Here is a 22,583-nt window from a genome sequence, read left to right as displayed (position 1 = left end):
TTATCGCGCATAAGGTTGAATATTACCGCTCATACCTTGCAGAGCCCCATATCAGTGGATATGTCCTATACAGAGCGCAAAATGCGCGATTAAGGGAGTAGGCGATGACCTCTGTTTCAACATCGAATGCCAGCACTGGCGGTAAGACAGCAGCTGAGCGTTACGGCGTTCTACCACGGCCTAATTTGGAGTGGAATGCAGAGGTTGAGCGCGAAACCGCGCATCTTTATGAATTGGTAAAAGAGCACATTCCGGCCATTGAGTGGCCTGTTTATGCGCCTTACGTCTATGCGATCAATAAGCTGAAAAAAGAGCGTAATGCGGCCATTTTAGCCCATAATTACCAGACACCGGATATTTTCCACTGTGTTGCTGATATTGTCGGCGACAGTCTGCAATTGGCAAAAGAAGCAACGATGGTCGATGCAGATATCATCGTGCAGTGCGGCGTTCACTTCATGGCCGAAACCTCTAAGCTGCTGAATCCTGATAAAACTGTGCTTATCCCAGATATGAGGGCCGGTTGTTCGCTGGCAGAATCAATCACAGGCGCTGATGTGCGCCAGCTGCGCGAACGCTACCCCGGCGTGCCGATTGTCACTTATGTGAACACGTCTGCCGATGTGAAAGCGGAAAGCGATATTTGCTGCACATCATCAAACGCTGTTGCCGTTGTCGAAAGCTTTGGCGTTGACCGTGTTCTGTGTATTCCAGATGAGTTTCTTGCGCTCAATGTGGCGGCGCAAACCAAAGTCAAAATTCTGACTTGGAAAGGGCACTGCGAAGTGCATGAGCGTTTTACCGCTGAAGAATTGCTTGCCTATAAAGAAGCTGATCCTGAAATTCAGATTATTGCGCACCCAGAATGCTCACCTTCTGTTGTCGCCATTGCCGATTATGCAGGCTCAACATCGGGCATGATTAATTATGTGCGTGATAAGCGCCCACCAAAAGTGCTGCTGGTGACAGAGTGCTCCATGGCATCCAATATCGAAAGCTCCGCGCCGGATGTGCAATTCATCAAGCCATGCAATCTTTGCCCGCATATGAAGCGTATCACGCTGCCGAAAATTTTGGATGCGCTGCTGGAGATGAAAGAAGAAATTCATGTTGATCCTTTAACGGCAGACCGTGCGCGCCAAGCCGTTGAACGTATGGTGAATTTAAATCAGTGACCGATAAACCCATCCTTATCATTGGCGGCGGGTTAGCTGGCCTTTTCTGTGCACTCAAATTAGCGCCACGCGCTGTAACTGTGCTTGCTGCTGCGCCAATTGGTATGGGCGCTTCATCTGCTTGGGCGCAAGCGGGCATCGCCGCCGCCGTCGGGCAGGGCGATACCATAGACAAACATGTCGAAGACACCTTGATCGCTGGCGATGGCATCGTCGACGAAAAAGTCGCGCGGATGATGGCAAGCGAAGCGGCAGACCGCATTCACGATCTGTTGGAATTCGGTGTGCCATTTGACCGTGATTTGGAAGGCAAGTTACAGGTTAGCCGTGAAGCTGCGCATTCCGAAAGCCGTATCGTGCGCGTGTCGGGTGACCGTGCTGGACGTGCGATCATGCAAGCTTTGGTTCAGACTGTGGAGAAAACACCATCTATTCGCGTGCTTGAAGGCTATGTCGTCGAAGACCTTACCGTCGAAGATGATGTGGTTACGGGCGTTGTTGCACGTGATGCGGCAGGTGCGGGCGACCCCATTGTCATTGAAGGCTCGAATGTGGTCATGGCAACGGGCGGCGTTGGGCACCTTTATCAAGTAACAACAAACCCAACGGAAGCGCGCGGCGGCGGCATCGGCATGGCAGCACGCGCTGGTGCGTTATTGGCTGATATGGAGTTTGTCCAGTTTCACCCAACGGCCATTGATGTGGGCAAAGATCCAGCACCGCTTGCAACCGAAGCATTGCGCGGACACGGCGCTCACCTGCTAAATGGCAATGGCGAACGCTTCATGCTGCCTCTGCACGAAGATGCAGAACTTGCACCACGTGATGTGGTGGCACGCGGCATCTTTGCGGAAGTGCAGGCTGGGCGCGGCGCTTATCTTGATTGCCGCACAGCGATCCATGATTTTGAAAATGAGTTTCCGACAGTTTGGAATTATTGCCGCGACGCGGGCATTGACCCATCCAAAGAGTTGATACCGGTCGTGCCCGCAGCCCATTATTTCATGGGTGGCATTTGGACAGATATGGATGGACGCTCATCACTGCCAGGCTTTTGGGCTTGCGGTGAATGTACGTCCACTGGCGCGCATGGTGCGAACCGTCTTGCATCAAATTCACTGCTGGAAGCTGTCGTTTTTTCTGCACGTATTGCCGATGCGTTAAAGGCAGAGGCGAGGTTTGATGCACCGTCTAACTGGCAAGAAGGTTCAGTTGAAACTGATGAACATCTGACAGAAGCTGAACATCCCAATATGGCCGCATTGCGTGAAACCATGAGCGCCAATATGGGCGTTTTGCGCAATAAAGAAGGCATGAAAGAAGCACTTGTGCGGCTTTTGGAGCTTGAATCAGATAGCCATTCGCTGCGCTTTAGCAATGTTGTGACAACGGCAAAACTCATGTGCATAGCAGCGCTAAACCGCGAAGAAAGTCGCGGCGGCCATGCGCGCACAGATTTTCCAAGCGAAAACGAAAGCTGGAAACGGCGTACATTGCTCAAACTCGAACAAGCCCAAGCCATCATCACCGAATTTTATAAGGACTGATACGATGCATGTCATTTCTCCGCACCTGCCAAGATTGATGGTAGAAGAAGCCGTGCGCGCAGCTTTGTTAGAAGATTTAGGGCGTGCCGGTGATATCACGACCAATGCGACGATTGCATCAAGCGCGAGCGCAACAGCTGTCATGGCAAGCCGCGATCATGGGTTTGTCTCTGGTATTCTGTTTGCCAAAACAGCGTTTCGCATGATGGATGATGAGCTGAAATTTGACGTTGTGGCCAAAGATGGCGATGCTGTAAAACCGGGCGATGCGCTGGCGACAATCAGCGGTAATGCGCGTGCGATCCTATCGGCAGAGCGCGTGGCGCTTAATTTTCTTATGCATATGTGCGGCATTGCAACTTACACATCAAAATTTGCAGCACAGATTGCACACACCAACGCGAAGGTCGCTGACACACGCAAAACGATCCCCGGTATGCGTAGTTTTGAAAAATATGCGGTTCGCTGCGGCGGCGGCATTAACCACCGTTATGGCCTCGACGATGCAATCTTGATTAAAGACAATCACATTGCTGTCTCCGGCGGTGTAGCAAAAGCTGTAGAAAATGCGCGTGCCTATGTCGGCCATATGGTCAAAATCGAAATCGAAGTCGATACTTTGGACCAAATGGTGGATGCGTTAAAAGCAAAGCCGGATGTAATTCTGCTCGACAATATGTCGAATGATCAATTGCGGCAAGCAGTTGCGATTAACCGCAAAGATAATAATGGCACAGTAAAGCTCGAAGCATCGGGCAATGTGAATATCAACACCATCAAAGCGATTGCAGAAACTGGCGTTGATTACATTTCAACTTCGAAAATTACGATGGCTGCGCCGACGATGGATATCGGGCTCGATATTATTTTAAGCTAATAAAAAGGCACCATATGGTGCCTTTCTTTTTAGGTTCTAAGTCGCCGCCGTTAAGCTGCATCTTCTTTGTAAAGATGGACATCACGCTGCGGGAACGGAATTGATAGACCAGCCTTGTCGAATGCCTGTTTTGCATCCTTGGTGAGCTGACGTGTTGTTGGATACCAAACAGGTGTTTTTATCCAAACGCGGCAGGTTACACCAACTGCGCTGTCACCAAGTGAATCAACAAACAAGAACGGTTCAGGATCGGTCAATACGTCCGCATTATTGTCGATAATGTCCCGCATTGTTTTCATCGCTAAATCAATGTCATCGTCATAGCCGATACCAATAGAAAGGTCGAAACGGCGAATTGGCAAGCGTGAGAAATTGGTGATCGGTGATCCCCATACCTCGGAATTTGGCGCTAAGCGGTAGAGCCCGTCCAGTGTTCTAAATTCAGTGGCAAACAATCCGATTTCTTCAACAATACCGTCAAAGCTTCCGCAGTCGATGTAATCACCCACGCGGAAAGGGCGCAGAAATAGCAAAACTAATCCTGCAGCAACATTCTGCAACGTGCCCTGCAAGGCCAAACCTATCGCAAGGCCAGCTGCACCAAGTGCAGCGATTATCGAGGCTGTCTGCACACCAAATTGCGACAGAACCATAATGATGACGATTGCTAGAATGGCATAGCGCGCAACTTTTGAAATAAAACGCGCAAGTGTCTCATCGGCATTTTTTGTGCGCTTAATACCGGAATAGACAGCTTTTCGAACCTGACCAGCAATAAAGAAGCCAACAAGTAATAGTAAAATGGCACCAATAACGGAAAAGGTATATTTGACGACCAGACCGCCGACAGTCGCAACCAAAGCTTCCATGCCTGTGCTGAGTTCTGCAAAGTTATTCGTTAATTCGTCCATGTCGTTTGGGCCCTCAATGTTCTTTTTTGTAATCTGCCATACGGCAACGGGGTGACAAAAGGATAAGTTCCATTGTGCCATGCATACCCGTTATGGAGTTGGATATAGGTCAGCTGGCTCAAGAGGAAAGACAAAAGGTGTGCCTTCATAGGCATTTGCGCCCCGTCCAATTGTACGAATTGCATCGACCATACGGCCTGAGCGCCCCATAATGTCATCGGCAATCTTAATCATAGCAGGATTGGGCGTTGCAAAAGGGGCAGCCCAGCGCAGTGCATTGGCAAGCTCTACTTCATCAACATCAGGGTTCAGCGTTAAAACGCCGATATATGCCGACGCTGTCGCGCGCGAAACGCCCATCCAGCAATGGATACACATTGGCGCTTTTTGATCCCACCCATGCATGAACATCATAATTTCGCGCACATCTTGTTCCTCTGGCATGATGTGGCCTGCAAGCGGTGATGCAATGTCATTAAAACCGAGCGCTTTATGATTGCCAGATGCGATATTCTTCAGTTTCGGCACGTCTTGCTCATCCGACAATACCGTCAAGACGTGGCTTGCTTTATGTGCCTCAACCGTTTGCTTGACCTTGGATAGGGGGCATACCGCAAAATAAGACATTAGCTTTTTCTCTTAGGGGTAAATTGTGCAGCTAAAATTTCAAAGCGGGCCAAAAATGCAGCTTGCGCTTCGTCCGTTGGCATAGGGTCAAGCACAAGGCCGTCTGGCGTTACATTTTCCGGTCTGCCAAAATAGGTCGCAGCTTCATCCGTGTCAAAACCTGCAAGCCGTGTCGCCTCGTAAAAGGCAGCTATATAATCAGCACGCTTGATTATTTTCTTGGTTTTGGCGGGTGTGTTTCCAGCCAACCCAAAGCGCAAATTTATTGCCGCTTGGAGGCGGTTTTCAACGGCCCGATATCCACCAGCACCAATTGCTTGTTTGAACGGTGAAATCATGTCGCCAATCACATATTCTGGCGCATCGTGCAGTAAGGCCGTTAGCAATAATGCAGGCGTCGCATCCTTAGCTGTTCGCTCAACGATCTGCTCTACCAGCAGCGAATGTTGCGCAACAGAAAAGGCATGGCTGCCATATGTCTGTCCATTCCACCGCGCAACACGTGCAAGACCATGTGCTATGTCGGCAATCTCAACATCCATTGGCGATGGATCAAGCAGATCAAGCCTGCGGCCTGAGAGCATACGTTGCCACGCACGCTTGGGTGCCGTTTGTTGGTCAGGCATCTTTATCGCTTTCGCTTGGCCATGAATAAGAGACGGATGGCGGGATCGAAAGCTCAACATTTGCATCGCCAGCTTTGATCATATGACCGTTGTCGATTGCGTCTTTAACACGGTCAATACGGCACAAGGCAAGCGCGCTTTGGCCGATTTTTGTACCCAGTGAACCAACTGGCTTATCGTTCGCAACCAAATCGGTCGCCTCACCATAATCCGTGTCTGTTTTAGCAATGAGTATGCGCCTGCGTGCGGTCTTTCTGTGATGCATGCGGCTGATCACTTCTTGGCCGATATAACAGCCTTTTTTAAAATCCACGCCGCCGTTTTGATCCAGTGAAACATCATGCGGAAATGCATCGCCTAATTGAAAGTCGAGCCCACTTTCAGCCACGCCTTGCTCTATGCGCAGCGCATCCCACTCAGTGCGATCAGTTGCGGTGATGCCCGATTTATAAGAGCGGTAAACAGCCATGTCAGCAAACCGTGTGTCGCGTAAAGCGTCACTTGAGGCGCTTGAATCATCATCCCATGAAATGCTCACAAGTGATTCAGTTGATTCAGTAATTTCCACTTTAGAGCGAAGCCGAAACATTTTCATACGCTGGATAAATGCCGCGGCGCTGCCTGTCTCAATGTCAACTAAATAGACATTGTCGCCAGTCTTACTGATGAGAAAATCAAACATAATTTTGCCCTGCGGTGTCAAAAGCGCACCAATCTGGGCAATGCCTGGATTTAAACTCTCGATGTTGCAGGTCAGCACATTGTGCAAAAGATGAGTGGCATCGGAGCCATCAAAAGTGATGAGTGTTCGTTCGTCTAAAACAACATTCGGCACAGTATTATCCTTAAGCAAATCAGGTGGCTTTTAGTTAAGGCGCGCGCCGCACATCGGCAAGGTAAAAGGCCTGATTAAGCGCGGCGTTTCGCAATTAGATTTAATCGCCCGCTACAAAAAAGAGCCAGCGGCCTTCTGGTGTAATGCCGACACGAAAAAAGATATATGCCCCAAAGGACACCATGTCTTCATAGTCTCCGGCAGTCACCAGCTTGAACAGTTCAACGCGCTGCGGCGGTGTTAAATCTTGCAGCGGAATAGCGTAGAAATAAGGCCAGACATACAATTCATTATCCGTGTCGCCATCAAGCCGCGTAAAACCAGCTTCCATAACTTCAAGCAATATGGCTAAAATTTCATGGCCTTCTTTATCGCCAGAAACCGATTGAAGATAAGTGATTGGGTCGCCTTCAATATCGGTGAGCGATAGGCGGGTAATGTTGGCGCCATTGCCAATCAAGGTTCTAAGTCTTTCGGGATCGCCCGAGCGCGCTGCATCCATAATTAATTCGCGCATGCGGCGAACGGCGAATGGCAATTCTTCAACGTCGTACAGAATTTCAATCTTTTGATCGGCGTCGCCAAAACCTGTTTGAGATTGCGCCGGATTGCGGACAGGGTTTTCATCCGCTGCAGGCTCAAAATTCAAAGGATTATTGGGGTCGAAACTTCTTGGAATAGGATCAGGCAGGGGGATCATTAAAGAAGGGGGCGCTTTGCCGCTGCCTTCTTGCGCAAAAGCTCCAAGGGCGGACAATGATAAAGCCGCACTGATGATAAGAATAATGATCGTTTGGGTTTTCAGAGTGTTTTGCACATTCTTGCCAGTTCGAGAATCGTAGATATCGCCGAAAAGTAATTGTAGCCGAGTTTCATTCAAAACGCACTGTGATCACTCAGTGTTGTCGCTCAAAATTTTATATCATTGCAAATAGATAACACAGGCAGCAAGAAAAGAGCGCTCGATTTACTGGATCGTGCGATATGGCAAAAATTCACCTGACAAAATCCGGTCTCTAAGCGTGTCAGCCAATTCCAGAGCCGCTTCTTCGCCTTCAGTGCGGATCATTTCTTCGAGTGCCGTTGCAATCGCTGTCTCGGCAAGAATAGCAGCGTCAATACCTTCGACAATGCCGTCCGCCCAAGCTTCATTATGCACTTCACGGGCCGCAACCCGCTTCTCGTTGGCGATAACTTCGTCAAGTTCTGCTAATTTTTCGTCGGTAATCATAACGCTAACTCACGGGCAAATGCCCAAACTCTTTAATCTTTAAAATGCACAATAACACAAAAAACGTTAATGTAACGGTCGATGAACGGTTAGATTTACTCTTGGTAAACGTCACTGCGCATAGCGGTTGTTAATCTCTAGTGCCAGTGTTTTTCCCTCACTCATATAAGCGTCAACTGCCTCAAGTGCTTGCGGCGTACAGGCCGTATAAACACTGTCGAAAGTCCGGTAGCCTTTGTTAAAGCTTGATATTAAGCGCGCACGGCGGTTCGGGGCAGGGCGTTCAACCTTTAAAAGCGCCTCCATCTGTTCGCGCCAATCATTGGAAACATCACCGCATAGATTGCGCAAATAATGGATGGAGCCAAGCACTTCAGAAAGCCTTGATAGACGCTCGTCATAGGGCGCAGCACCAGTTTGCGCCAAGGCCGTAACAGGCGACGCAACGCCGAGCGCGATTGCCAACATAAATGCGGCCATATGCCTAAACCAGCTTGGATGCACTAAATGTTGCAATTTTGATCAAACCTCCAAATTTGAGTGCGGGTCTTGTTCCACGGAATAAAGGCAGAAAAAAGCATTATTTTTGAGATAGTTGCACTTTTAGATCAAATATTTGCGCTTACACGCTTTAAAACTCAATCGCTTGCGTGCTGTTTCGCGATACGTTTTGCAAAATCTAATGTGGAATCCGTGACATCAAGTCCGGCAAAATCTTCAAGTTGTACCCAGCGCACTTCAGCAGCGTCATCACCCGCAATCGGTGTGCCGCGCGCTGACCCTGTGTGCACGCATAAGACATAATGATATGCGGTGCTGTCTTCATGGCTGATAATTTCAACAGGCTCAAAGAAAGCGATGTTCTGAGCCGTTAAACCTGTTTCTTCATGCAATTCGCGCGCCGTTGCCGCCACTAAGGTTTCTCCAAATTCAACACGCCCGCCTGCAAATGCCCATTGGTTTTTTGAAGGAGCACGTCCACGGCGCACCAATAAAAACGAACCATTGTCGGCATGCCGAACGGCAATTGAGACGGCAAGCTGCGGGATTTTTTCACTCATATAATTGAACCGACAATCTGAAACATTGATAATCTATGAGATTCTATACCCTGCTAATCTTTTTTCCAATGTTGGGTGTCTGTCACAAGCATATGAGCGCAAATAAAAAGCCAATGGTGATGGGAGCACCATTGGCTTTGGGCAGTAGGATATGGCTAGGGGAGGCCATATCTTGCTGTTAGGGCGTTTATGAGATTACTGCAGCATCGTTGACGGTTCTTCAGGCGCGACTTCGGTATCCGGCGCAGGCTTGATCTGAATGTCATCAGCTGTGTTGTTATCGATTGCGCCAGTGCTTTCTTGCTCGATCGTAGGGTTGGTTGTGTCTGCACCTGTTTGCGTGACGCCATCTTCGGAACAAGCAGCAACGGCTAGCATTGCAGCGGCAGCTGCCATAGTTGGTAATAAGCGTTTCATGGTTCGTCTCCTTTGTAGCTGTACTGTGAAAATGCTTTGGCTTGGTTTTGGTTGCGCTTGGCGCGGTAGCAAATGATTACGGATTGAAAACTTATGTGTGGACGCTTTTCACTCATCCATAGCTCTGACGCGCTGGAAAATTTGTTTTCCGTGGCGGGCGTCGAGGATTTTCCGCCGCGCTATAATATTGCACCGACACAGCCCATCATGACGATATCGGCAGGCTTGCCACGCATGGCAGGTTCAAATTTACCAGAGCAAGATGCGCTATTAATGCGGTGGGGGCTTTTGCCAAGCTGGGTAAAAGATCCAAGCGACTTTCCGCTGCTTATAAATGCACGCAGTGAAACGGCTGCAACAAAAGCATCCTTTCGCAATGCCATGCGGCATCGGCGTATATTGATACCGGCATCAGGATTTTATGAGTGGCAACGCGATAAGGAAACGGGCCAAAGTCAGGCCTATTGGGTCCGGCCAAAAAATGGCGAACTGATTGGCTTTGCCGGATTGGCCGAAACTTACATGAATAAAGACGGTGCGGAAATTGATACGGCTGCGTTTTTAACCGCGCCTTCTAATAAACAATTCCAAGCCATTCATCACCGTATGCCGATTGCGATAGCAGAGACAGACTTTAAGCGCTGGCTTGATTGCCGAACGCAAGAACCGCGGCACATCGCAGATTTATTGCGTGCGCCGGATGAAGATTTCTTTGAAGCAATTGCCGTTTCAGATTTGGTCAATAAAGTTTCGAATATCAGCCCTGAAAACCATAAACAGGTCACGCCAAAAGATTTTACACAAAAGAAAAAGCCCAAGCCAATCGACGATTCCCAAGGCTCACTATTTTGAAGATGAGAATAAAGACCAGGTATCCGATTGATACCTCCCCTGGTCCGAGGGAAAATAACTTAGCGATGAAAATGGGGCGCAAACTCATCGCTGGATACCTGGCTCCCGCTTACGCGGGATGACCTTTGGTAACCCTAAAAATACGCACTGCCTAGGGAGGTGGTTAACTTTTTTTGTTAATTGGTAAACACGGATAAAAAAATTAATAATTCTGGAATTGAGAAGCATATTTTGCAATATTTATCCTAGAATATAGGCTTGATTGATGCGTGATGCTTGAAGCATTTCCAATCAATGCTATTCAAAGCCTGACATTTTATTCGCTATGCATCATCCGCGAACAATAGAACACTGGAATCAATTTATGGACTTGCGCCTACATAATACGCTCACACGCAGCAAAGAAACATTTGAGCCAATCGATGCCAAGAATGTGCGCATGTATGTCTGTGGTCCAACGGTCTATGATTATGCGCATATTGGTAATGCGCGTCCGGTTATCGTGTTCGATGTGCTATACCGTTTGCTGCGTCATATTTACGGCGAGAAGCACGTAACATATGTGCGCAATATCACCGATGTTGACGACAAGATTAACGCGCGTGCGCTGCGCGATTTTCCTGATTTGCCGCTCAATGAAGCCATTCGCAACGTTACGGAAAAAACCGCAAACCAGTTTCACAAAGATGTGGAAGCGCTTGGCTGTTTGCCGCCAACGATTGAGCCACGCGCAACAGAATTTGTATTGCCGCGCGCTGATGGTAAATCAGACATGGCAACGCTTATTCAAAATCTCCTTGATAAAAACCATGCCTATATCGCAACGGGCGGCGAGGGGCGCGAAGTGCTTTTTGATGTGACTTCGATGGATAACTATGGCGCATTGTCAAACCGTAAGCTTGAAGACCAGCAAGCGGGCGCACGCATCGAAGCCAAAGACCATAAGAAAAACGCAGGCGACTTTGTTCTATGGAAAGAGTCGAGCGCAAATGAACCGGGCTGGGATGCGACGTTTAACGGCGAAATTATTCATGGTCGCCCGGGCTGGCATATCGAATGTTCTGCGATGAGCGCAGCCTATCTTGGCGAAACATTCGATATTCATGGCGGCGGTTTAGATCTAATCTTCCCGCACCACGAAAATGAAATTGCCCAAAGCTGCTGTGCGCACGGCACGCAAAAAATGGCCAATATCTGGATGCATAATGGCTACCTTCAGGTTGAAGGTAAAAAAATGTCGAAGTCTGTCGGCAATTTTGTGACGATCCATGAATTGCTGCACACGGAAAAATTCGGCGGTCGCAAATGGCCAGGCGAAGTGTTGCGCCTTGCGATGCTGATGACGCATTACCGCGAGCCAATTGATTTTTCTATTAGTCGCTTAGTTGAGGCGGAAAAGACAATTACGAAATGGCGTAGTGTGGTTGAGTGCTTTTATGGTGATGCACCGGATGGGGCAGATGAGGACGTCATTAAGTATTACAGAAATAAAGATTTGAACTTTAAAGATACTCGAAAAGAGTACCGAAATTTTCAATTCTTTTTGAGGCCGCTAGGTGAAGACTTGGATATTCGGAGTGTAATCGCCCGAGCGCAAGCATCAATTACTGCTATCAGTACAGGATTTCAAGGCGCTGATTTGCCTACAAAAAATGATAAATATGAGTATACTCATGATACTCGTCGTACTCTAGTCCGAGTTTTCTCGCTGCTTGGTTTTGATCTTCGGCAGAAAGAAGAGCTTACCAGTGAACAGCACGCTTTAATCACGGAACGCCTTGCCTTCTTCGCCGATAAAAACTTTGCCGAGGCAGACCGTATTCGTGATAAACTCCTATCTCAAGGAATCCAGCTAAAGGATTCAAAAGACTCAGAAACTGGCGAACGCGTGACGACATGGGAAATCAAACGATAGAGGCGTGACATGAAAATTACAGGTGGATGCCAATGTGGTGCCGTGCGGTATCAAGCCGATAGTTTAGGGCGAGCATCCATCTGTCATTGCCGAATGTGCCAAAAAGCATTCGGTAGTTTTTTCGCGCCATTTGTCTCGGCAAATAATGTCGTTTGGACGCGCGGAAAGCCAAAGCACTTTCATTCTTCAAACCGCAATTGGCGCGGGTTTTGCGGCAATTGCGGAACGCCGCTGACTTACGAGTTTGAAGGCGGGATGGAGCTTGCAATCGGAACATTGGACGACCCGTCTATGGCGCCGCCGCAAGTTCAGGTGAATTTTTCACAAAGATGCAGTGCCACTATTGGGCTCTTTGAACTGCCGGAAGTCGAGCCGATGCAGCTTGAAGAAAATGCACAATGGAACGCAGGCGTTGTCTCCAATCAGCACCCCGATCACGATACCAAGGATTGGCCGCAGAAGTAGCGACAAGCTGCATTGCACTCATTCTCATCCTGATTTACTAGATTCATCAGCAAGGTGAGGGCAAAACATGATTGATCATTCAGGCATAAGCGCAGCAGACATCAGCAAAGCGGTTTCATTTTATGATCAGGCATTTGCGCCTCTTAGCATCTTAATGCTTGCCGAAGTGCCAATAGAATTTACCGATGGAAAACGTGTTGTCGGCTATGGTACGCAGCGCCCTCAATTCTGGCTCAGCGAGGGCGAGGCACAAAAACCACCTGTGCATTTTGCTTTTGCAGCGCCCACCCGCGCAGCTGTCGATGCCTTTTATGAGGCAGCGCTCAAGGCTGGTGGTTCAGACAATGGCGCGCCTGGAATACGGGCGCATTATCATGAAAATTATTACGGTGCTTTCGTGCTCGATCCTGAAGGCAACAATATTGAAGCAGTATGTCACAAGGCGGAAAAATGATGAGCGATTTACGTACACTCTATCCAGAGCTAGAGCCTTTCGACAGTGGTTATTTAGAAACAGAAGACGGCCATTCGATCTATTGGGAGCGCGTGGGCACCAAGGGCGCAAAGCCTGCAGTCTTTCTTCATGGCGGTCCGGGCGGCGGCTTTGGCCCTGTTCATAGAAGGCTGTTTGATCCAGCGCTTTATGATGTGATTTTATTCGACCAGCGCGGCTGCGGAAAATCCACACCTTTTGCATCGCTTGAAAACAACACCACATGGCATTTGGTTGCCGACATTGAGCGTTTCAGAGAAATGATCGGCGTTGATAAGTGGCTCGTCTTCGGTGGCTCATGGGGCTCAACCTTGGCGCTTGCTTATGCTGAAAAACATACAGACCGCGTGAGCGAACTCGTTGTACGCGGCATTTACACACTCACCCGCGCTGAATTGGATTGGTATTATCAATTCGGCGTTTCAGAAATGTTCCCCGAAAAATGGGAGCGCTTCTGCGCGCCAATTCCACAAGCTGAACGCGGTGAAATGATGCAGGCTTATCGCAAGCGCCTCGTCGGCGATAATCGCGAAGAACAGCTTGCTGCCGCAAAAGCGTGGAGCGCGTGGGAAGGCGAAACAATTACGCTTTTGCCGGAACCGTCAACCAGCGACAAATTCCACGAAGACCAATTTTCTTTGGCGTTTGCGCGTATTGAAAACCACTTTTTCGTGCATGGCGGCTGGTTAGATGAAGGCCAATTGCTGCGTGATGCACATAAACTAGCCGATATTGATGGCGTGATTGTTCATGGCCGCTATGACATGCCATGTCCGGCGCGTATTGCGTGGGAATTGCATAAGGCATGGCCAAAAGCCGATTTTCACTTGATCGAGGGTTCAGGACACGCATTTTCAGAACCAGGCATTTTGGACCAACTCATCCGAGCAACAGATCGTTTCGCAGGCAAGACAGTTCAATGACGCATAGTGCAGACAACAAACAACGTATCTATCTTTTCGATACAACCCTGCGCGATGGTCAGCAGACGCCGGGTGTCGATTTTTCCGTTGAAGACAAAATCAATGTTGCCAACATGCTTGATGCATTTGGTATTGATTATATCGAAGGCGGCTATCCGGGTGCAAACCCAACAGATACGGACTTTTTTGCCAAAAAACGCACGCAAAAGGCTAAATTTGTTGCTTTCGGCATGACCAAACGGGCAGGCGTTTCAGCGTCAAATGACCCCGGATTGGCCGCGCTTATTGCCTCAAATTCCGATGCAGTTTGCTTTGTTGCAAAGGCTTGGGACTATCATGTTCGCGTTGCGCTTGGTTGCACCAATGAAGAGAATATCGACAATATTACGCAGTCTGTTGAGGCAACCCTTAACGCTGGCAAAGAAGCCTATATCGACTGCGAACACTTCTTTGACGGTTATAAAGCCAATCCTGAATATGCGATTTCCTGCGCTAAAGCAGCCTATGAGGCAGGTGCGCGCTGGATAGTGCTGTGTGACACAAATGGCGGCACACAGCCAAGCGAGATCTACAGCATCGTAAAAGCGGTCACTGCTGCAGGCATCGACGGCGACAAATTGGGCATACATGCCCATAATGATACCGAGCAGGCCGTAGCAAACTCATTGGCAGCTGTGGATGCAGGTGTGCGCCAAATTCAAGGAACGCTGAATGGGCTGGGCGAACGCTGCGGTAATGCAAATCTTGTGACTTTAATTGCCACGCTGGCATTAAAAGACAAATGGTCGGAGCGTTTTGAAACCGCGATCACACAGGACAAACTCAGTGAGCTGACGCATTTGTCGCGCTCATTTGACGAGTTGCTTAACCGTGCTCCGGCAAGTCAATCGCCCTATGTTGGCGCGTCAGCTTTTGCCACAAAAGCCGGTATTCATGCATCTGCGCTGTTAAAAGAGCCGGCCACATACGAACATGTCGAGCCAGATAAGATTGGCAACACACGCCGCGTGATGGTTTCTGACCAAGGCGGTAAGTCGAACTTCCTCAATGTTCTGGCGCGCCGCGGCATCCATGTGAGCAAAGACGATTCGCGCCTTGATACGCTCATTTCCATCGTCAAAGAGCGCGAAGCATCGGGCTATTCCTATGAAGGTGCTGATGCCAGTTTTGAGCTTTTGGCGCGGCGCACATTGGGCGAAGTGCCAACTTTCTTTACGGTTGATAGCTACCGAATTGGCGTTGAACGGCGCCATAACGCTACAGGGCAGATGATTACCGTGTCCGAAGGCGTTGTTAAAGTGACGGTTGATGGCATCCAACATATGAGCGTGTCCGAAGGCCATGGACCGGTGAATGCACTGGATTTGGCAATGCGCAAGGATCTTGGCAAATATCAGGCCGAAATTCAGGACTTGGAACTGGTGGATTATAAGGTGCGCATCTTAAACGGCGGCACCGAGGCGATAACCCGTGTTTTAATTGAATCGACCGATGTTACCGGCAAGCGCTGGTGGACCGTTGGCGTCAGCGATAATATTATCGACGCTTCCTTTGTCGCGCTCATGGATTCAATTAATTTCAAGCTTATGAAGAACAGAGGCACGGCCGGTGTGGCCGCAGCGGAATAGGGCGGCTCGTTTCGTAAAGCTGTGATCGACATTTGTTTTGAAACCATGTCAATTTTTGTCATGCATAATGGCACAAAATTGGATATGGCAATTAAATGCGACCAACCTTTCCCCATGAGACGAACAAGCAACCACGAGAACCCCTCGCAGGCTTTGCTTTTTCCATAAGTGCCTATGTTCTTTGGGGCTTTTTGCCTCTCTACATGAAGATGGTCGGGCATATGCCCGCTGTTGAGGTCGTTGCGCACCGCGTATTGTGGTCGATACCCGTCGCTGGAATCATTGTCCTATGGCTTAAACGTACCGACGATCTGGTGGCCGCGCTTAAAAGTCCGCGCACTTTGATTATGGCATGCATAACAGCCGCATTAATCTCCATAAACTGGGGTATATATGTCTGGGCTATCGCGGAAGGCCGCGCAATTGAAGGCGCTCTTGGTTATTACATCAACCCGTTGATCAACGTATTGTTGGGCGTGGTTTTGCTTGGTGAGCGCTTTACAAGGCTCCAAATGGCCGCCGTTGCATGTGCTGTTATTGCTGTTGGTATTCTCACCTTTGGCGCAGGCGGTTTGCCTTGGGTCTCCTTGGCGCTTGCCTGCTCGTTTGGTATTTACGGCTATTTGCGCAAAACACTGCCCATTGGCCCCACACAAGGCTTTTTGCTGGAAGTTATTATCCTCGCGATCCCTGCAATGATTGTCATTGCGTGGATTACCGCAAGCGGTGAGGGGCATTTTGGCCAAACCGGATTTGGCGATATGGGGCTGTTGATCTTTGCAGGCCCAGTGACAGCGATCCCGCTGATTCTATATGCATTTGGTGCAAAACAGTTGCGCTATACCACGATGGGTATTTTGCAATATATTGCACCAACGATGATCTTTCTAACGGCTGTGTTCGTTTTTGGCGAGCCGTTCTCAAGCATTCAGGCCATCGCATTTGGCTTTATCTGGATGGGGCTCGCGCTTTATACGTGGTCACTGTTTAAAGCTTCCAAGTAAATACCGTTCAATCTTAATTTGCAGCCGTTTCTTTTGCAGCGGCTGCCTCAATGATTGCAGGCACAATCGCATCGATATTATCAATCAAAAGCGGTTTGATTTTATTTTGCGAATGTAGGAAACCGCCCTCGGCCATATGGTCAATCAAAGTTATAAATGGGTTCCAAAAACCGCTCAAGTTGGCAAGCGCAATGGGTTTGTTGTGACGGCCAAGCTGTGCCCATGTCATCATCTCAACAACTTCTTCCAAAGTGCCAATACCGCCCGGGAGAGTAATAAATGCATCGGCACGTTCAAACATAAGCTGTTTGCGCGTATGCATGTCTTGCGTCACGATGAAATCATCAATCTGATCCATCGCATCGGGCGTGCGTTCTTGGCGCATCAAAAATTCAGGAATAATACCGGTGACTTTGCCGCCATTTTCCATGACACCGCCTGCAACAGCACCCATTAAACCATGTGTGCCACCGCCATAGACAAGGCGAATGTCACGTTCGGCCATAGACTTGCCGAGCTTTCGGGCGGCGGCTTCAAAGCTACTGTCGACACCGGGTGACGAGCCGCAATAGACGCAAATGGAGCTAATTTTTTTCATGCCGTGTTTTGTCTTAGAGACCTTTCACGGTCAAGGCCTCTGATATTGTTGAGGCAATTGCGATTTGCGCCTTTAAAGGATAGACATTTAATGAATAAATGCGCGATTGTTCGCAGCAAATAATAAGTTAGGGCAGTTACATGGGCAAGGAAAGCATTGGCGTTTGGCTATTTGCAGGCGTGGTCGGGATCACCGGACTGGTCGCTTCTGGTTATCTGGGCGATCCTAACAAATTGCTAGAACCATTTAAGTCGGTTGCCACATCAACTGAAACGCCAGAAAGCGAATCAAACGCTTCACCAAAAAGCGATAGAACCGCTGCACCCGAAGCTGAGGAAAGCACAGCGCTAGCTGAAATTTTGCCAGAGGCGAATGATGTTTCGGTTGCTACTGAGAGCGAAGAAGCCTCACCAAGTGCTGACACGCCTGAGGAAGTCGCTGCAGCGCCGCAAGCTGAACAAACCAATGCTGAGCCCGCAGCACCTGTTGAAACCGCTTCAGAAAATATTGTGCCGACATTCGATATTCTGCGTGTTGAACCCAATGGCGACATGGTAATCGCTGGTATTGCAGCCAGTAACGCTGATGTGGAAATCATAGCAGGGTCCAAATCCCTGGCGATTACAAAATCAAACGACCGAGGTGAGTTTGTAGCCACGCTTGATGAGCCGCTAAAGCAAGGCGATTATACAATTGTGCTGCGCGCCACACAAGACGATGGCACTGTCGCAACATCGCTTGAAACGGCGATTGTCTCAATTCCCGAAAAAGGCAGCACTGACGTTTTAGCTTTGGTTGAAGCACCGGGCGCGCCATCAAGGTTGATTACAAAATCGGAAGGAGGGCAATCATTGCAAGTGGTTGAAGCTCCAGTACAGGCTGAACCCAAAACAGATGATGAAATTGTCAAAGACAATGAAGCCGAAAAAACGGCAGCGTCAATTAAAGAGCCTGCAGAAGTAAAAACTACGATGCAATCAGAAGAGGCAGCGCCTCAGCAAAAAGCAGGCGAAGTGGTTCGCATTGAAGCTGTTGAAATTGATGGCGCAAAAGTTTTTGTGGCTGGCGCAACCGATGCTGGCGCACGTATTCGGGTTTACGCCAATGAGATCATATTGGGCGAAGATTTAGCAAATAGTGATGGGCGCTTTCTCGTCGAAGCCAATCGCGATCTGCCAATCGGTGATTATGTTATTCGTGCAGACAGGTTGAGCAAAAACGGTTTTGATGTCGTTGCCCGTGCCGCAGTGCCATTTACCCGTTCAGAAGGCGAAAAACTCGCCGCTGTTGCTGTTCCCCAAGCGCTTGCTGGCACCGCGCCATCCATGCCTGTAGAGACCGCAGCAGGTGACGATGATCAGGCGCCGAGTAGCGAGATGAGCAATGCATCCGAAGCAAGCCCAAAGGGCGCAATGGTTGAAACGAAAAGTGCCGATGACATGACGCCTGAGACTGAAAAAGATGGCGTTCAAGTCGTTATTGCGGATGAAGCGCCACTTGAAGTCCAAGCAACGGGTAATGTGAATGAACGTTTGAAACCAGTTGGTACATCCGTCATTATTCGCCGTGGGGATACGCTGTGGCATATTTCAAAGCGCGTATATGGACGCGGAATAAAATATACAACGATCTACAAAGCCAATGAGGATCAAATTGAAAACCCTGACAAGATTTGGCCAGGGCAGATCTTCGCATTACCAGAAAACGAAGAAGCCTCTAAAGCGACTGACAAATAAAATCATGTGAAGCACGCCTTGCTTTGAGTGCGCACATACCCAAATTATTCGAGCAGTAGATTTTTGCTGCACCAATTTACATGACTAAAGGCATTTTCTCTTGGCAGATAAAACGGTAACGACCGATAATAGCGGCACGTTCAAAACGATAGCGAATCTGTGGCCTTATATGTGGCCAACGGATCGTCCTGATCTCAAACGACGTGTTCTATGGGCTGCGTTTTATTTGGTCATTTCTAAACTCATTTTGATGCTGGTTCCCTACAGCTTCAAATGGGCAACCGATGCGCTCAACGGTGAGTTGGATTTCCCCGTCGATAGCTGGGTTCCAGCCATTTTGCTTGGGCCCGTTATGTTGGTGATCGCTTATAATGTTTTCCGTGTCGTCAATGTGGGCTTTCAGCAATTGCGTGATGCGCTTTTTGCATCCGTTGGTCAGTATGCGGTGCGCCAGCTTGCCCATAAAACATTCAAGCACATGCACCGCCTTTCGCTTCGGTTTCATCTCGAGCGGCGCACCGGCGGGTTGTCGCGCATTATTGAGCGCGGAACAAAGGGCATTGAGGCAATTGTTCGCTTCACGATCCTCAATACGTTGCCGACAATATTAGAATTTGCGCTTGTCGCAGCGATCTTCGGTTTTAGCTATGGCTGGGAATATGTTGCCGTAACGGCCTTTACTGTTTTTGGCTATTCATGGTTCACAATCATCGCATCGGATTGGCGTATTCAAATCCGGCGCGACATGAATGACTCCGACACGGATGCCAATTCCAAAGCCATCGACTCACTGCTTAATTTTGAAACGGTCAAATATTTTGGCAATGAAGAAATGGAAGCTGAACGCTTCGACAAATCTATGGCCAGCTATGAGCGTTCTGCAACACGTGTTTGGACATCGCTCGGCTGGTTAAACTTCGGGCAGGGCGTCATCTTTGGTATCGGCATGCTCGTCATGATGTGGATGTCAGCCAGCGCTGTCATTGCAGGCGAGCGCACAATTGGTGACTTTGTATTCATCAACGCAATGTTGATGCAGCTCTCCATTCCGCTCAATTTCATCGGCTTTATTTACCGCGAAATTAGACAAGGCCTGACTGATATTGAACAGATGTTCGATCTGCTCGATGTTTCTGCTGAAGTAGAAGATGCACCCGATGCCGAGCCTTTAGTCATTAAAGACGGTACAATAAAATTTGAAGATGTTCATTTCGCATATGATGCAAACCGTCCCATCTTAAAGGGCATTTCATTTGAAGTGCCTGCGGGGAAATCCGTTGCGATTGTTGGTCCTTCTGGGGCCGGTAAATCAACTCTATCCAGATTGCTGTTCCGATTTTATGATGTTCAAAGCGGCGCGATCACCATTGATGGGCACGACATTCGCAATGTAACGCAAAAATCCCTGCGCGCCGCCATTGGCATGGTGCCGCAAGACACTGTGCTATTTAACGATACGCTGGCGTACAATATTCGTTACGGTCGGCCTGATGCGAGCCAAGAAGAGGTTCTCAAGGCAGCTGAACTCGCTCAAATCGGCAATTTCATTCGCACCGTGCCAGAAGGCTTTGATGCAATGGTGGGTGAACGTGGTTTGAAGCTTTCGGGCGGAGAAAAGCAACGTGTAGCGATTGCGCGAACAATTCTAAAAGCGCCGCCAGTTCTTATTTTGGACGAAGCAACGTCTGCGCTTGATACGGCAACCGAACAGGAAATTCAGGATTCACTGGATGAAGTTTCAAAAGGCCGCACCACGCTGGTCATTGCGCACCGGTTGTCCACAGTCATCAAATGTGATGAAATCATAGTTCTACGTGATGGTTTGATCGCAGAGCGAGGCCGTCATGCCGAGTTGATGACGCTTAAAGACGGCCTTTATGCTAAAATGTGGGAGCGCCAGATGGAAGCGACCGAAGCAGAACAACGCTTGCGTAAAGCGCAGGAGACCGATGAACTCGGTGTTGTGTTACGCAAAAAAACAAGCGATAGCTGAGCCATATTCGAAAACTGACGCTGCACGGCGTCTGTATTACATGAAATAAACGAAACCGTTAGAGCGTTAAAAAATGAGTCTGGTAGACAGTATTCAAAAAGTCTTTGTTCCAATTCACAAAGAAGGCTGGCCGTTTATTGGCATATTTGCCTTGGTGACGATTGTGCTGGGCATGATCTGGGAGCCGTTGTTTTTTGTCGGTCTCGTGCTTACCGCTTGGTGCACCTATTTCTTTAGGGACCCAGAGCGCACCACGCCGCTCGACGATGATATTGTCGTCAGCCCAGCGGACGGTGTTGTGTCAGCAATTGGTCCGGTTGTGCCGCCAGAAGAACTAGGATTAGGCGACGACGAGTGGACCCGTATTTCTGTTTTCATGAATGTCTTTTCAGTTCATGTTAATCGTGCGCCAGTTCGCGGAGAGATTTCCAAAATTGCTTATAAGCCCGGCAAATTTCTTAATGCTGATCTTGATAAGGCGAGCCGCGAAAATGAGCGCAATGGTTTGGTGATCGAAAGCCCGCACGGCCAGATCGCAACAGTGCAGGTTGCTGGTTTGATTGCACGGCGCATTTTATGTTTTGCCAATGAAGGTGAGCAGATCGCTGCCGGTGAACGTTTCGGCATCATTCGATTTGGATCAAGACTTGATATTTATTTGCCGAAATCCGCTGTGCCGCAGGTTGCTGTTGGTCAAAATGCGATTGCCGGAGAAACGGTTCTGGCTGGTTTTGGCAGTGAGTATAAACTGCGCGTAACGCGCAAAGGTTGATGATAGATGTCGATGGATGATGCCTTTCCGCCGTTTGAGCCGGATGGTCCAGATAAGTACAAAGACAATCAACACAAGCGCTTGCGTGAAATCCCGCTGCGTTATTTAGTGCCGAATATTGTAACCGTGCTTGCTATATGTGCAGGCCTATCGGCAGTCCGCATGGCGTTTGAACAGCGTTTTGAAGCCGCTATCGGGCTTATGCTCGTAGCCGCTTTGCTCGACGGATTAGATGGCCGCATAGCGCGTCTTTTAAAAGCATCGTCAAAGTTTGGCGCTGAAATGGATTCGCTTGCCGATGTGGTCAATTTTGGCTGCGTTCCTGCATTGATTCTCTATATTTATGTGCTTGATGAAACCAAACAATTTGGCTGGATTGCCGCACTGATCTATGTGATCGCGGCCGCATTACGCCTTGCACGATTTAATATAACATTGGGCGATCATGCGCGCCCTAAATGGCAAAAGGCTTACTTTACTGGCATACCTGCACCAGCCGCCGCACTATTGGTTTTACTGCCTGTTTATATTGGGTTTTTAGGGCTTCCAGCGGATTGGATCACAGCCTCATTCGTTTCCGTTTACACCATCATTATTGGTTTTCTGATGGTCTCAAACCTACCGGTTTGGAGCGCGAAAACGGTCGGCGGTATCGCACGATCCGCAGTTATGCCGATGATGTTGATTGTAGTTTTATATGTTGCCGCATTGGCAAACTTCACTTGGACAACGCTTACGCTATCGGCATGTGCCTATTTGGCCTTCTTGCCGTACTCGGTGCATATGTATCGCAAAGATGGGCGAAAGCATGCCGCAGAGCACGCAGAGCAGATCGAGAAATCTGACAGCTAAAGTTTAAGCGCTGCATATCGAGCGATGTGCAGCGTTAAGGCAAAT

General features: G+C 48.8%; 24 protein-coding genes. 14 read left to right on the top strand and 10 right to left on the bottom strand.

Going from position 1 to position 22,583, the window contains the following annotated elements:
• Nucleotides 1-104: 104 nt before the first annotated feature.
• From nadA to nadC, 3 genes are read left to right on the top strand one after another with little or no spacing between them, the layout of a single operon-like run.
• Nucleotides 105-1,175, top strand: a complete 1,071-nt coding sequence (gene nadA, locus N530_RS0106005) for a quinolinate synthase NadA (protein WP_026479956.1) — start codon at nucleotides 105-107, stop codon at nucleotides 1,173-1,175.
• Nucleotides 1,172-2,722: an L-aspartate oxidase gene (locus N530_RS0106000; protein ID WP_026479955.1), complete on the top strand. Its 1,551-nt coding sequence runs from the start codon at nucleotides 1,172-1,174 to the stop codon at nucleotides 2,720-2,722. The genes nadA and N530_RS0106000 overlap by 4 nt, the downstream gene beginning before the upstream one ends.
• Before the next feature lie 4 nt (nucleotides 2,723-2,726).
• Complete coding sequence (gene nadC, locus N530_RS0105995; RefSeq protein ID WP_026479954.1) at nucleotides 2,727-3,599, top strand: carboxylating nicotinate-nucleotide diphosphorylase; 873 nt, start codon at nucleotides 2,727-2,729, stop codon at nucleotides 3,597-3,599.
• A 50-nt stretch (nucleotides 3,600-3,649) separates the two neighbouring features.
• On the opposite strand, the gene N530_RS17495 is transcribed toward nadC, so the two are convergent.
• The 9 genes from N530_RS17495 to N530_RS0105950 form a co-directional block, all read right to left on the bottom strand.
• A complete protein-coding gene (locus N530_RS17495; RefSeq protein WP_202899023.1) occupies nucleotides 3,650-4,591 on the bottom strand; it encodes a mechanosensitive ion channel family protein in 942 nt (313 codons plus the stop codon).
• A gap of 9 nt (nucleotides 4,592-4,600) precedes the next feature.
• A complete protein-coding gene (locus N530_RS0105985) occupies nucleotides 4,601-5,137 on the bottom strand; it encodes a tyrosine phosphatase family protein (RefSeq protein ID WP_026479953.1) in 537 nt (178 codons plus the stop codon).
• Nucleotides 5,137-5,769: a YfbR-like 5'-deoxynucleotidase gene (locus N530_RS0105980; RefSeq protein WP_371179696.1), complete on the bottom strand. Its 633-nt coding sequence runs from the start codon at nucleotides 5,767-5,769 to the stop codon at nucleotides 5,137-5,139. The genes N530_RS0105985 and N530_RS0105980 overlap by 1 nt, the downstream gene beginning before the upstream one ends.
• Nucleotides 5,756-6,598: a folate-binding protein YgfZ gene (locus N530_RS0105975; RefSeq protein WP_026479951.1), complete on the bottom strand. Its 843-nt coding sequence runs from the start codon at nucleotides 6,596-6,598 to the stop codon at nucleotides 5,756-5,758. The genes N530_RS0105980 and N530_RS0105975 overlap by 14 nt, the downstream gene beginning before the upstream one ends.
• Nucleotides 6,599-6,698: 100 nt before the next feature.
• Nucleotides 6,699-7,415 carry a hypothetical protein gene (locus N530_RS0105970; protein WP_211097845.1) on the bottom strand — a complete coding sequence of 239 codons (717 nt, stop codon included), beginning with the start codon at nucleotides 7,413-7,415 and terminating at the stop codon, nucleotides 6,699-6,701.
• A gap of 150 nt (nucleotides 7,416-7,565) precedes the next feature.
• Complete coding sequence (locus N530_RS0105965) at nucleotides 7,566-7,829, bottom strand: hypothetical protein (protein ID WP_018687457.1); 264 nt, start codon at nucleotides 7,827-7,829, stop codon at nucleotides 7,566-7,568.
• 111 nt (nucleotides 7,830-7,940) lie between these two features.
• On the bottom strand, nucleotides 7,941-8,309 hold the full coding sequence (locus tag N530_RS0105960) for a TIGR02301 family protein (RefSeq protein WP_026479949.1): 369 nt from the start codon (nucleotides 8,307-8,309) through the stop codon (nucleotides 7,941-7,943).
• 158 nt (nucleotides 8,310-8,467) lie between these two features.
• Nucleotides 8,468-8,890 (bottom strand): NUDIX hydrolase, encoded by a 423-nt coding sequence (locus tag N530_RS0105955; protein ID WP_026479948.1) that lies wholly within the window; start codon nucleotides 8,888-8,890, stop codon nucleotides 8,468-8,470.
• Nucleotides 8,891-9,085: 195 nt separating this feature from the next.
• Nucleotides 9,086-9,307, bottom strand: coding sequence for a hypothetical protein (locus N530_RS0105950; protein WP_026479947.1), 222 nt, complete (start codon nucleotides 9,305-9,307; stop codon nucleotides 9,086-9,088).
• Between the two features lie 93 nt (nucleotides 9,308-9,400).
• On the opposite strand from N530_RS0105950, the gene N530_RS0105945 reads away from it, so the two are divergent.
• From N530_RS0105945 to rarD, 7 genes are all read left to right on the top strand, one after another.
• Nucleotides 9,401-10,159 (top strand): SOS response-associated peptidase, encoded by a 759-nt coding sequence (locus N530_RS0105945; protein ID WP_026479946.1) that lies wholly within the window; start codon nucleotides 9,401-9,403, stop codon nucleotides 10,157-10,159.
• Between the two features lie 364 nt (nucleotides 10,160-10,523).
• The gene (cysS, locus tag N530_RS0105940) at nucleotides 10,524-12,074 is read left to right on the top strand and encodes a cysteine--tRNA ligase (protein WP_026479945.1); all 1,551 of its coding nucleotides are present in this window, start codon (nucleotides 10,524-10,526) and stop codon (nucleotides 12,072-12,074) included.
• Nucleotides 12,075-12,083: 9 nt separating this feature from the next.
• The gene (locus tag N530_RS0105935) at nucleotides 12,084-12,539 is read left to right on the top strand and encodes a GFA family protein (RefSeq protein WP_026317113.1); all 456 of its coding nucleotides are present in this window, start codon (nucleotides 12,084-12,086) and stop codon (nucleotides 12,537-12,539) included.
• A 67-nt stretch (nucleotides 12,540-12,606) separates the two neighbouring features.
• A complete protein-coding gene (locus N530_RS0105930) occupies nucleotides 12,607-12,993 on the top strand; it encodes a VOC family protein (RefSeq protein WP_026479944.1) in 387 nt (128 codons plus the stop codon).
• Entirely contained in the window at nucleotides 12,990-13,955 is a 966-nt protein-coding gene (pip, locus tag N530_RS0105925; RefSeq protein WP_026479943.1) for a prolyl aminopeptidase, read from the top strand. Before N530_RS0105930 ends, pip begins: the two co-directional genes overlap by 4 nt.
• On the top strand, nucleotides 13,952-15,583 hold the full coding sequence (gene cimA / locus N530_RS0105920; RefSeq protein ID WP_026479942.1) for a citramalate synthase: 1,632 nt from the start codon (nucleotides 13,952-13,954) through the stop codon (nucleotides 15,581-15,583). The genes pip and cimA overlap by 4 nt, the downstream gene beginning before the upstream one ends.
• A 95-nt stretch (nucleotides 15,584-15,678) precedes the next feature.
• Complete coding sequence (gene rarD, locus N530_RS0105915; RefSeq protein ID WP_051540782.1) at nucleotides 15,679-16,587, top strand: EamA family transporter RarD; 909 nt, start codon at nucleotides 15,679-15,681, stop codon at nucleotides 16,585-16,587.
• Nucleotides 16,588-16,600: 13 nt separating this feature from the next.
• Here rarD and N530_RS0105910 read toward each other — a convergent pair whose 3' ends face one another.
• A complete protein-coding gene (locus N530_RS0105910; protein ID WP_026479940.1) occupies nucleotides 16,601-17,185 on the bottom strand; it encodes a TIGR00730 family Rossman fold protein in 585 nt (194 codons plus the stop codon).
• A gap of 140 nt (nucleotides 17,186-17,325) precedes the next feature.
• On the opposite strand from N530_RS0105910, the gene N530_RS17490 reads away from it, so the two are divergent.
• The 4 genes from N530_RS17490 to pssA all read left to right on the top strand — a co-directional run bounded on the left by N530_RS17490 (nucleotide 17,326) and on the right by pssA (nucleotide 22,538).
• Complete coding sequence (locus N530_RS17490; RefSeq protein WP_051540781.1) at nucleotides 17,326-18,921, top strand: LysM peptidoglycan-binding domain-containing protein; 1,596 nt, start codon at nucleotides 17,326-17,328, stop codon at nucleotides 18,919-18,921.
• A gap of 100 nt (nucleotides 18,922-19,021) precedes the next feature.
• A complete protein-coding gene (locus tag N530_RS0105900) occupies nucleotides 19,022-20,914 on the top strand; it encodes an ABC transporter ATP-binding protein/permease (protein ID WP_026479939.1) in 1,893 nt (630 codons plus the stop codon).
• Between the two features lie 73 nt (nucleotides 20,915-20,987).
• Nucleotides 20,988-21,686 carry a phosphatidylserine decarboxylase gene (locus N530_RS0105895; RefSeq protein ID WP_026479938.1) on the top strand — a complete coding sequence of 233 codons (699 nt, stop codon included), beginning with the start codon at nucleotides 20,988-20,990 and terminating at the stop codon, nucleotides 21,684-21,686.
• Nucleotides 21,687-21,698: 12 nt separating this feature from the next.
• Nucleotides 21,699-22,538 (top strand): CDP-diacylglycerol--serine O-phosphatidyltransferase, encoded by an 840-nt coding sequence (gene pssA / locus N530_RS0105890; protein ID WP_026479937.1) that lies wholly within the window; start codon nucleotides 21,699-21,701, stop codon nucleotides 22,536-22,538.
• Nucleotides 22,539-22,583: the final 45 nt, after the last annotated feature.

The organism is Ahrensia sp. 13_GOM-1096m (assembly GCF_000620605.1).
GTDB lineage: Bacteria > Pseudomonadota > Alphaproteobacteria > Rhizobiales > Rhizobiaceae > Ahrensia > Ahrensia kielensis.
Note: the sequence above shows the minus strand (reverse complement) of the source record. Positions and strands in the feature narration are given on the sequence as shown.

Coding starts and splice junctions, on each gene's coding strand:
- nadA (WP_026479956.1), top strand. CDS start 105: ATGACCTCTGTTTCAACATCGAATGCCAGCACTGGCGGTAAGACAGCA.
- nadC (WP_026479954.1), top strand. CDS start 2,727: ATGCATGTCATTTCTCCGCACCTGCCAAGATTGATGGTAGAAGAAGCC.
- N530_RS17495 (WP_202899023.1), bottom strand. CDS start 4,591: ATGGCACAATGGAACTTATCCTTTTGTCACCCCGTTGCCGTATGGCAG.
- N530_RS0105985 (WP_026479953.1), bottom strand. CDS start 5,137: ATGTCTTATTTTGCGGTATGCCCCCTATCCAAGGTCAAGCAAACGGTT.
- N530_RS0105965 (WP_018687457.1), bottom strand. CDS start 7,829: ATGATTACCGACGAAAAATTAGCAGAACTTGACGAAGTTATCGCCAAC.
- N530_RS0105960 (WP_026479949.1), bottom strand. CDS start 8,309: ATGGCCGCATTTATGTTGGCAATCGCGCTCGGCGTTGCGTCGCCTGTT.
- N530_RS0105955 (WP_026479948.1), bottom strand. CDS start 8,890: ATGAGTGAAAAAATCCCGCAGCTTGCCGTCTCAATTGCCGTTCGGCAT.
- N530_RS0105950 (WP_026479947.1), bottom strand. CDS start 9,307: ATGAAACGCTTATTACCAACTATGGCAGCTGCCGCTGCAATGCTAGCC.
- N530_RS0105945 (WP_026479946.1), top strand. CDS start 9,401: ATGTGTGGACGCTTTTCACTCATCCATAGCTCTGACGCGCTGGAAAAT.
- cysS (WP_026479945.1), top strand. CDS start 10,524: ATGGACTTGCGCCTACATAATACGCTCACACGCAGCAAAGAAACATTT.
- N530_RS0105935 (WP_026317113.1), top strand. CDS start 12,084: ATGAAAATTACAGGTGGATGCCAATGTGGTGCCGTGCGGTATCAAGCC.
- N530_RS0105930 (WP_026479944.1), top strand. CDS start 12,607: ATGATTGATCATTCAGGCATAAGCGCAGCAGACATCAGCAAAGCGGTT.
- pip (WP_026479943.1), top strand. CDS start 12,990: ATGATGAGCGATTTACGTACACTCTATCCAGAGCTAGAGCCTTTCGAC.
- cimA (WP_026479942.1), top strand. CDS start 13,952: ATGACGCATAGTGCAGACAACAAACAACGTATCTATCTTTTCGATACA.
- rarD (WP_051540782.1), top strand. CDS start 15,679: ATGCGACCAACCTTTCCCCATGAGACGAACAAGCAACCACGAGAACCC.
- N530_RS0105910 (WP_026479940.1), bottom strand. CDS start 17,185: ATGAAAAAAATTAGCTCCATTTGCGTCTATTGCGGCTCGTCACCCGGT.
- N530_RS17490 (WP_051540781.1), top strand. CDS start 17,326: ATGGGCAAGGAAAGCATTGGCGTTTGGCTATTTGCAGGCGTGGTCGGG.
- N530_RS0105895 (WP_026479938.1), top strand. CDS start 20,988: ATGAGTCTGGTAGACAGTATTCAAAAAGTCTTTGTTCCAATTCACAAA.
- pssA (WP_026479937.1), top strand. CDS start 21,699: ATGGATGATGCCTTTCCGCCGTTTGAGCCGGATGGTCCAGATAAGTAC.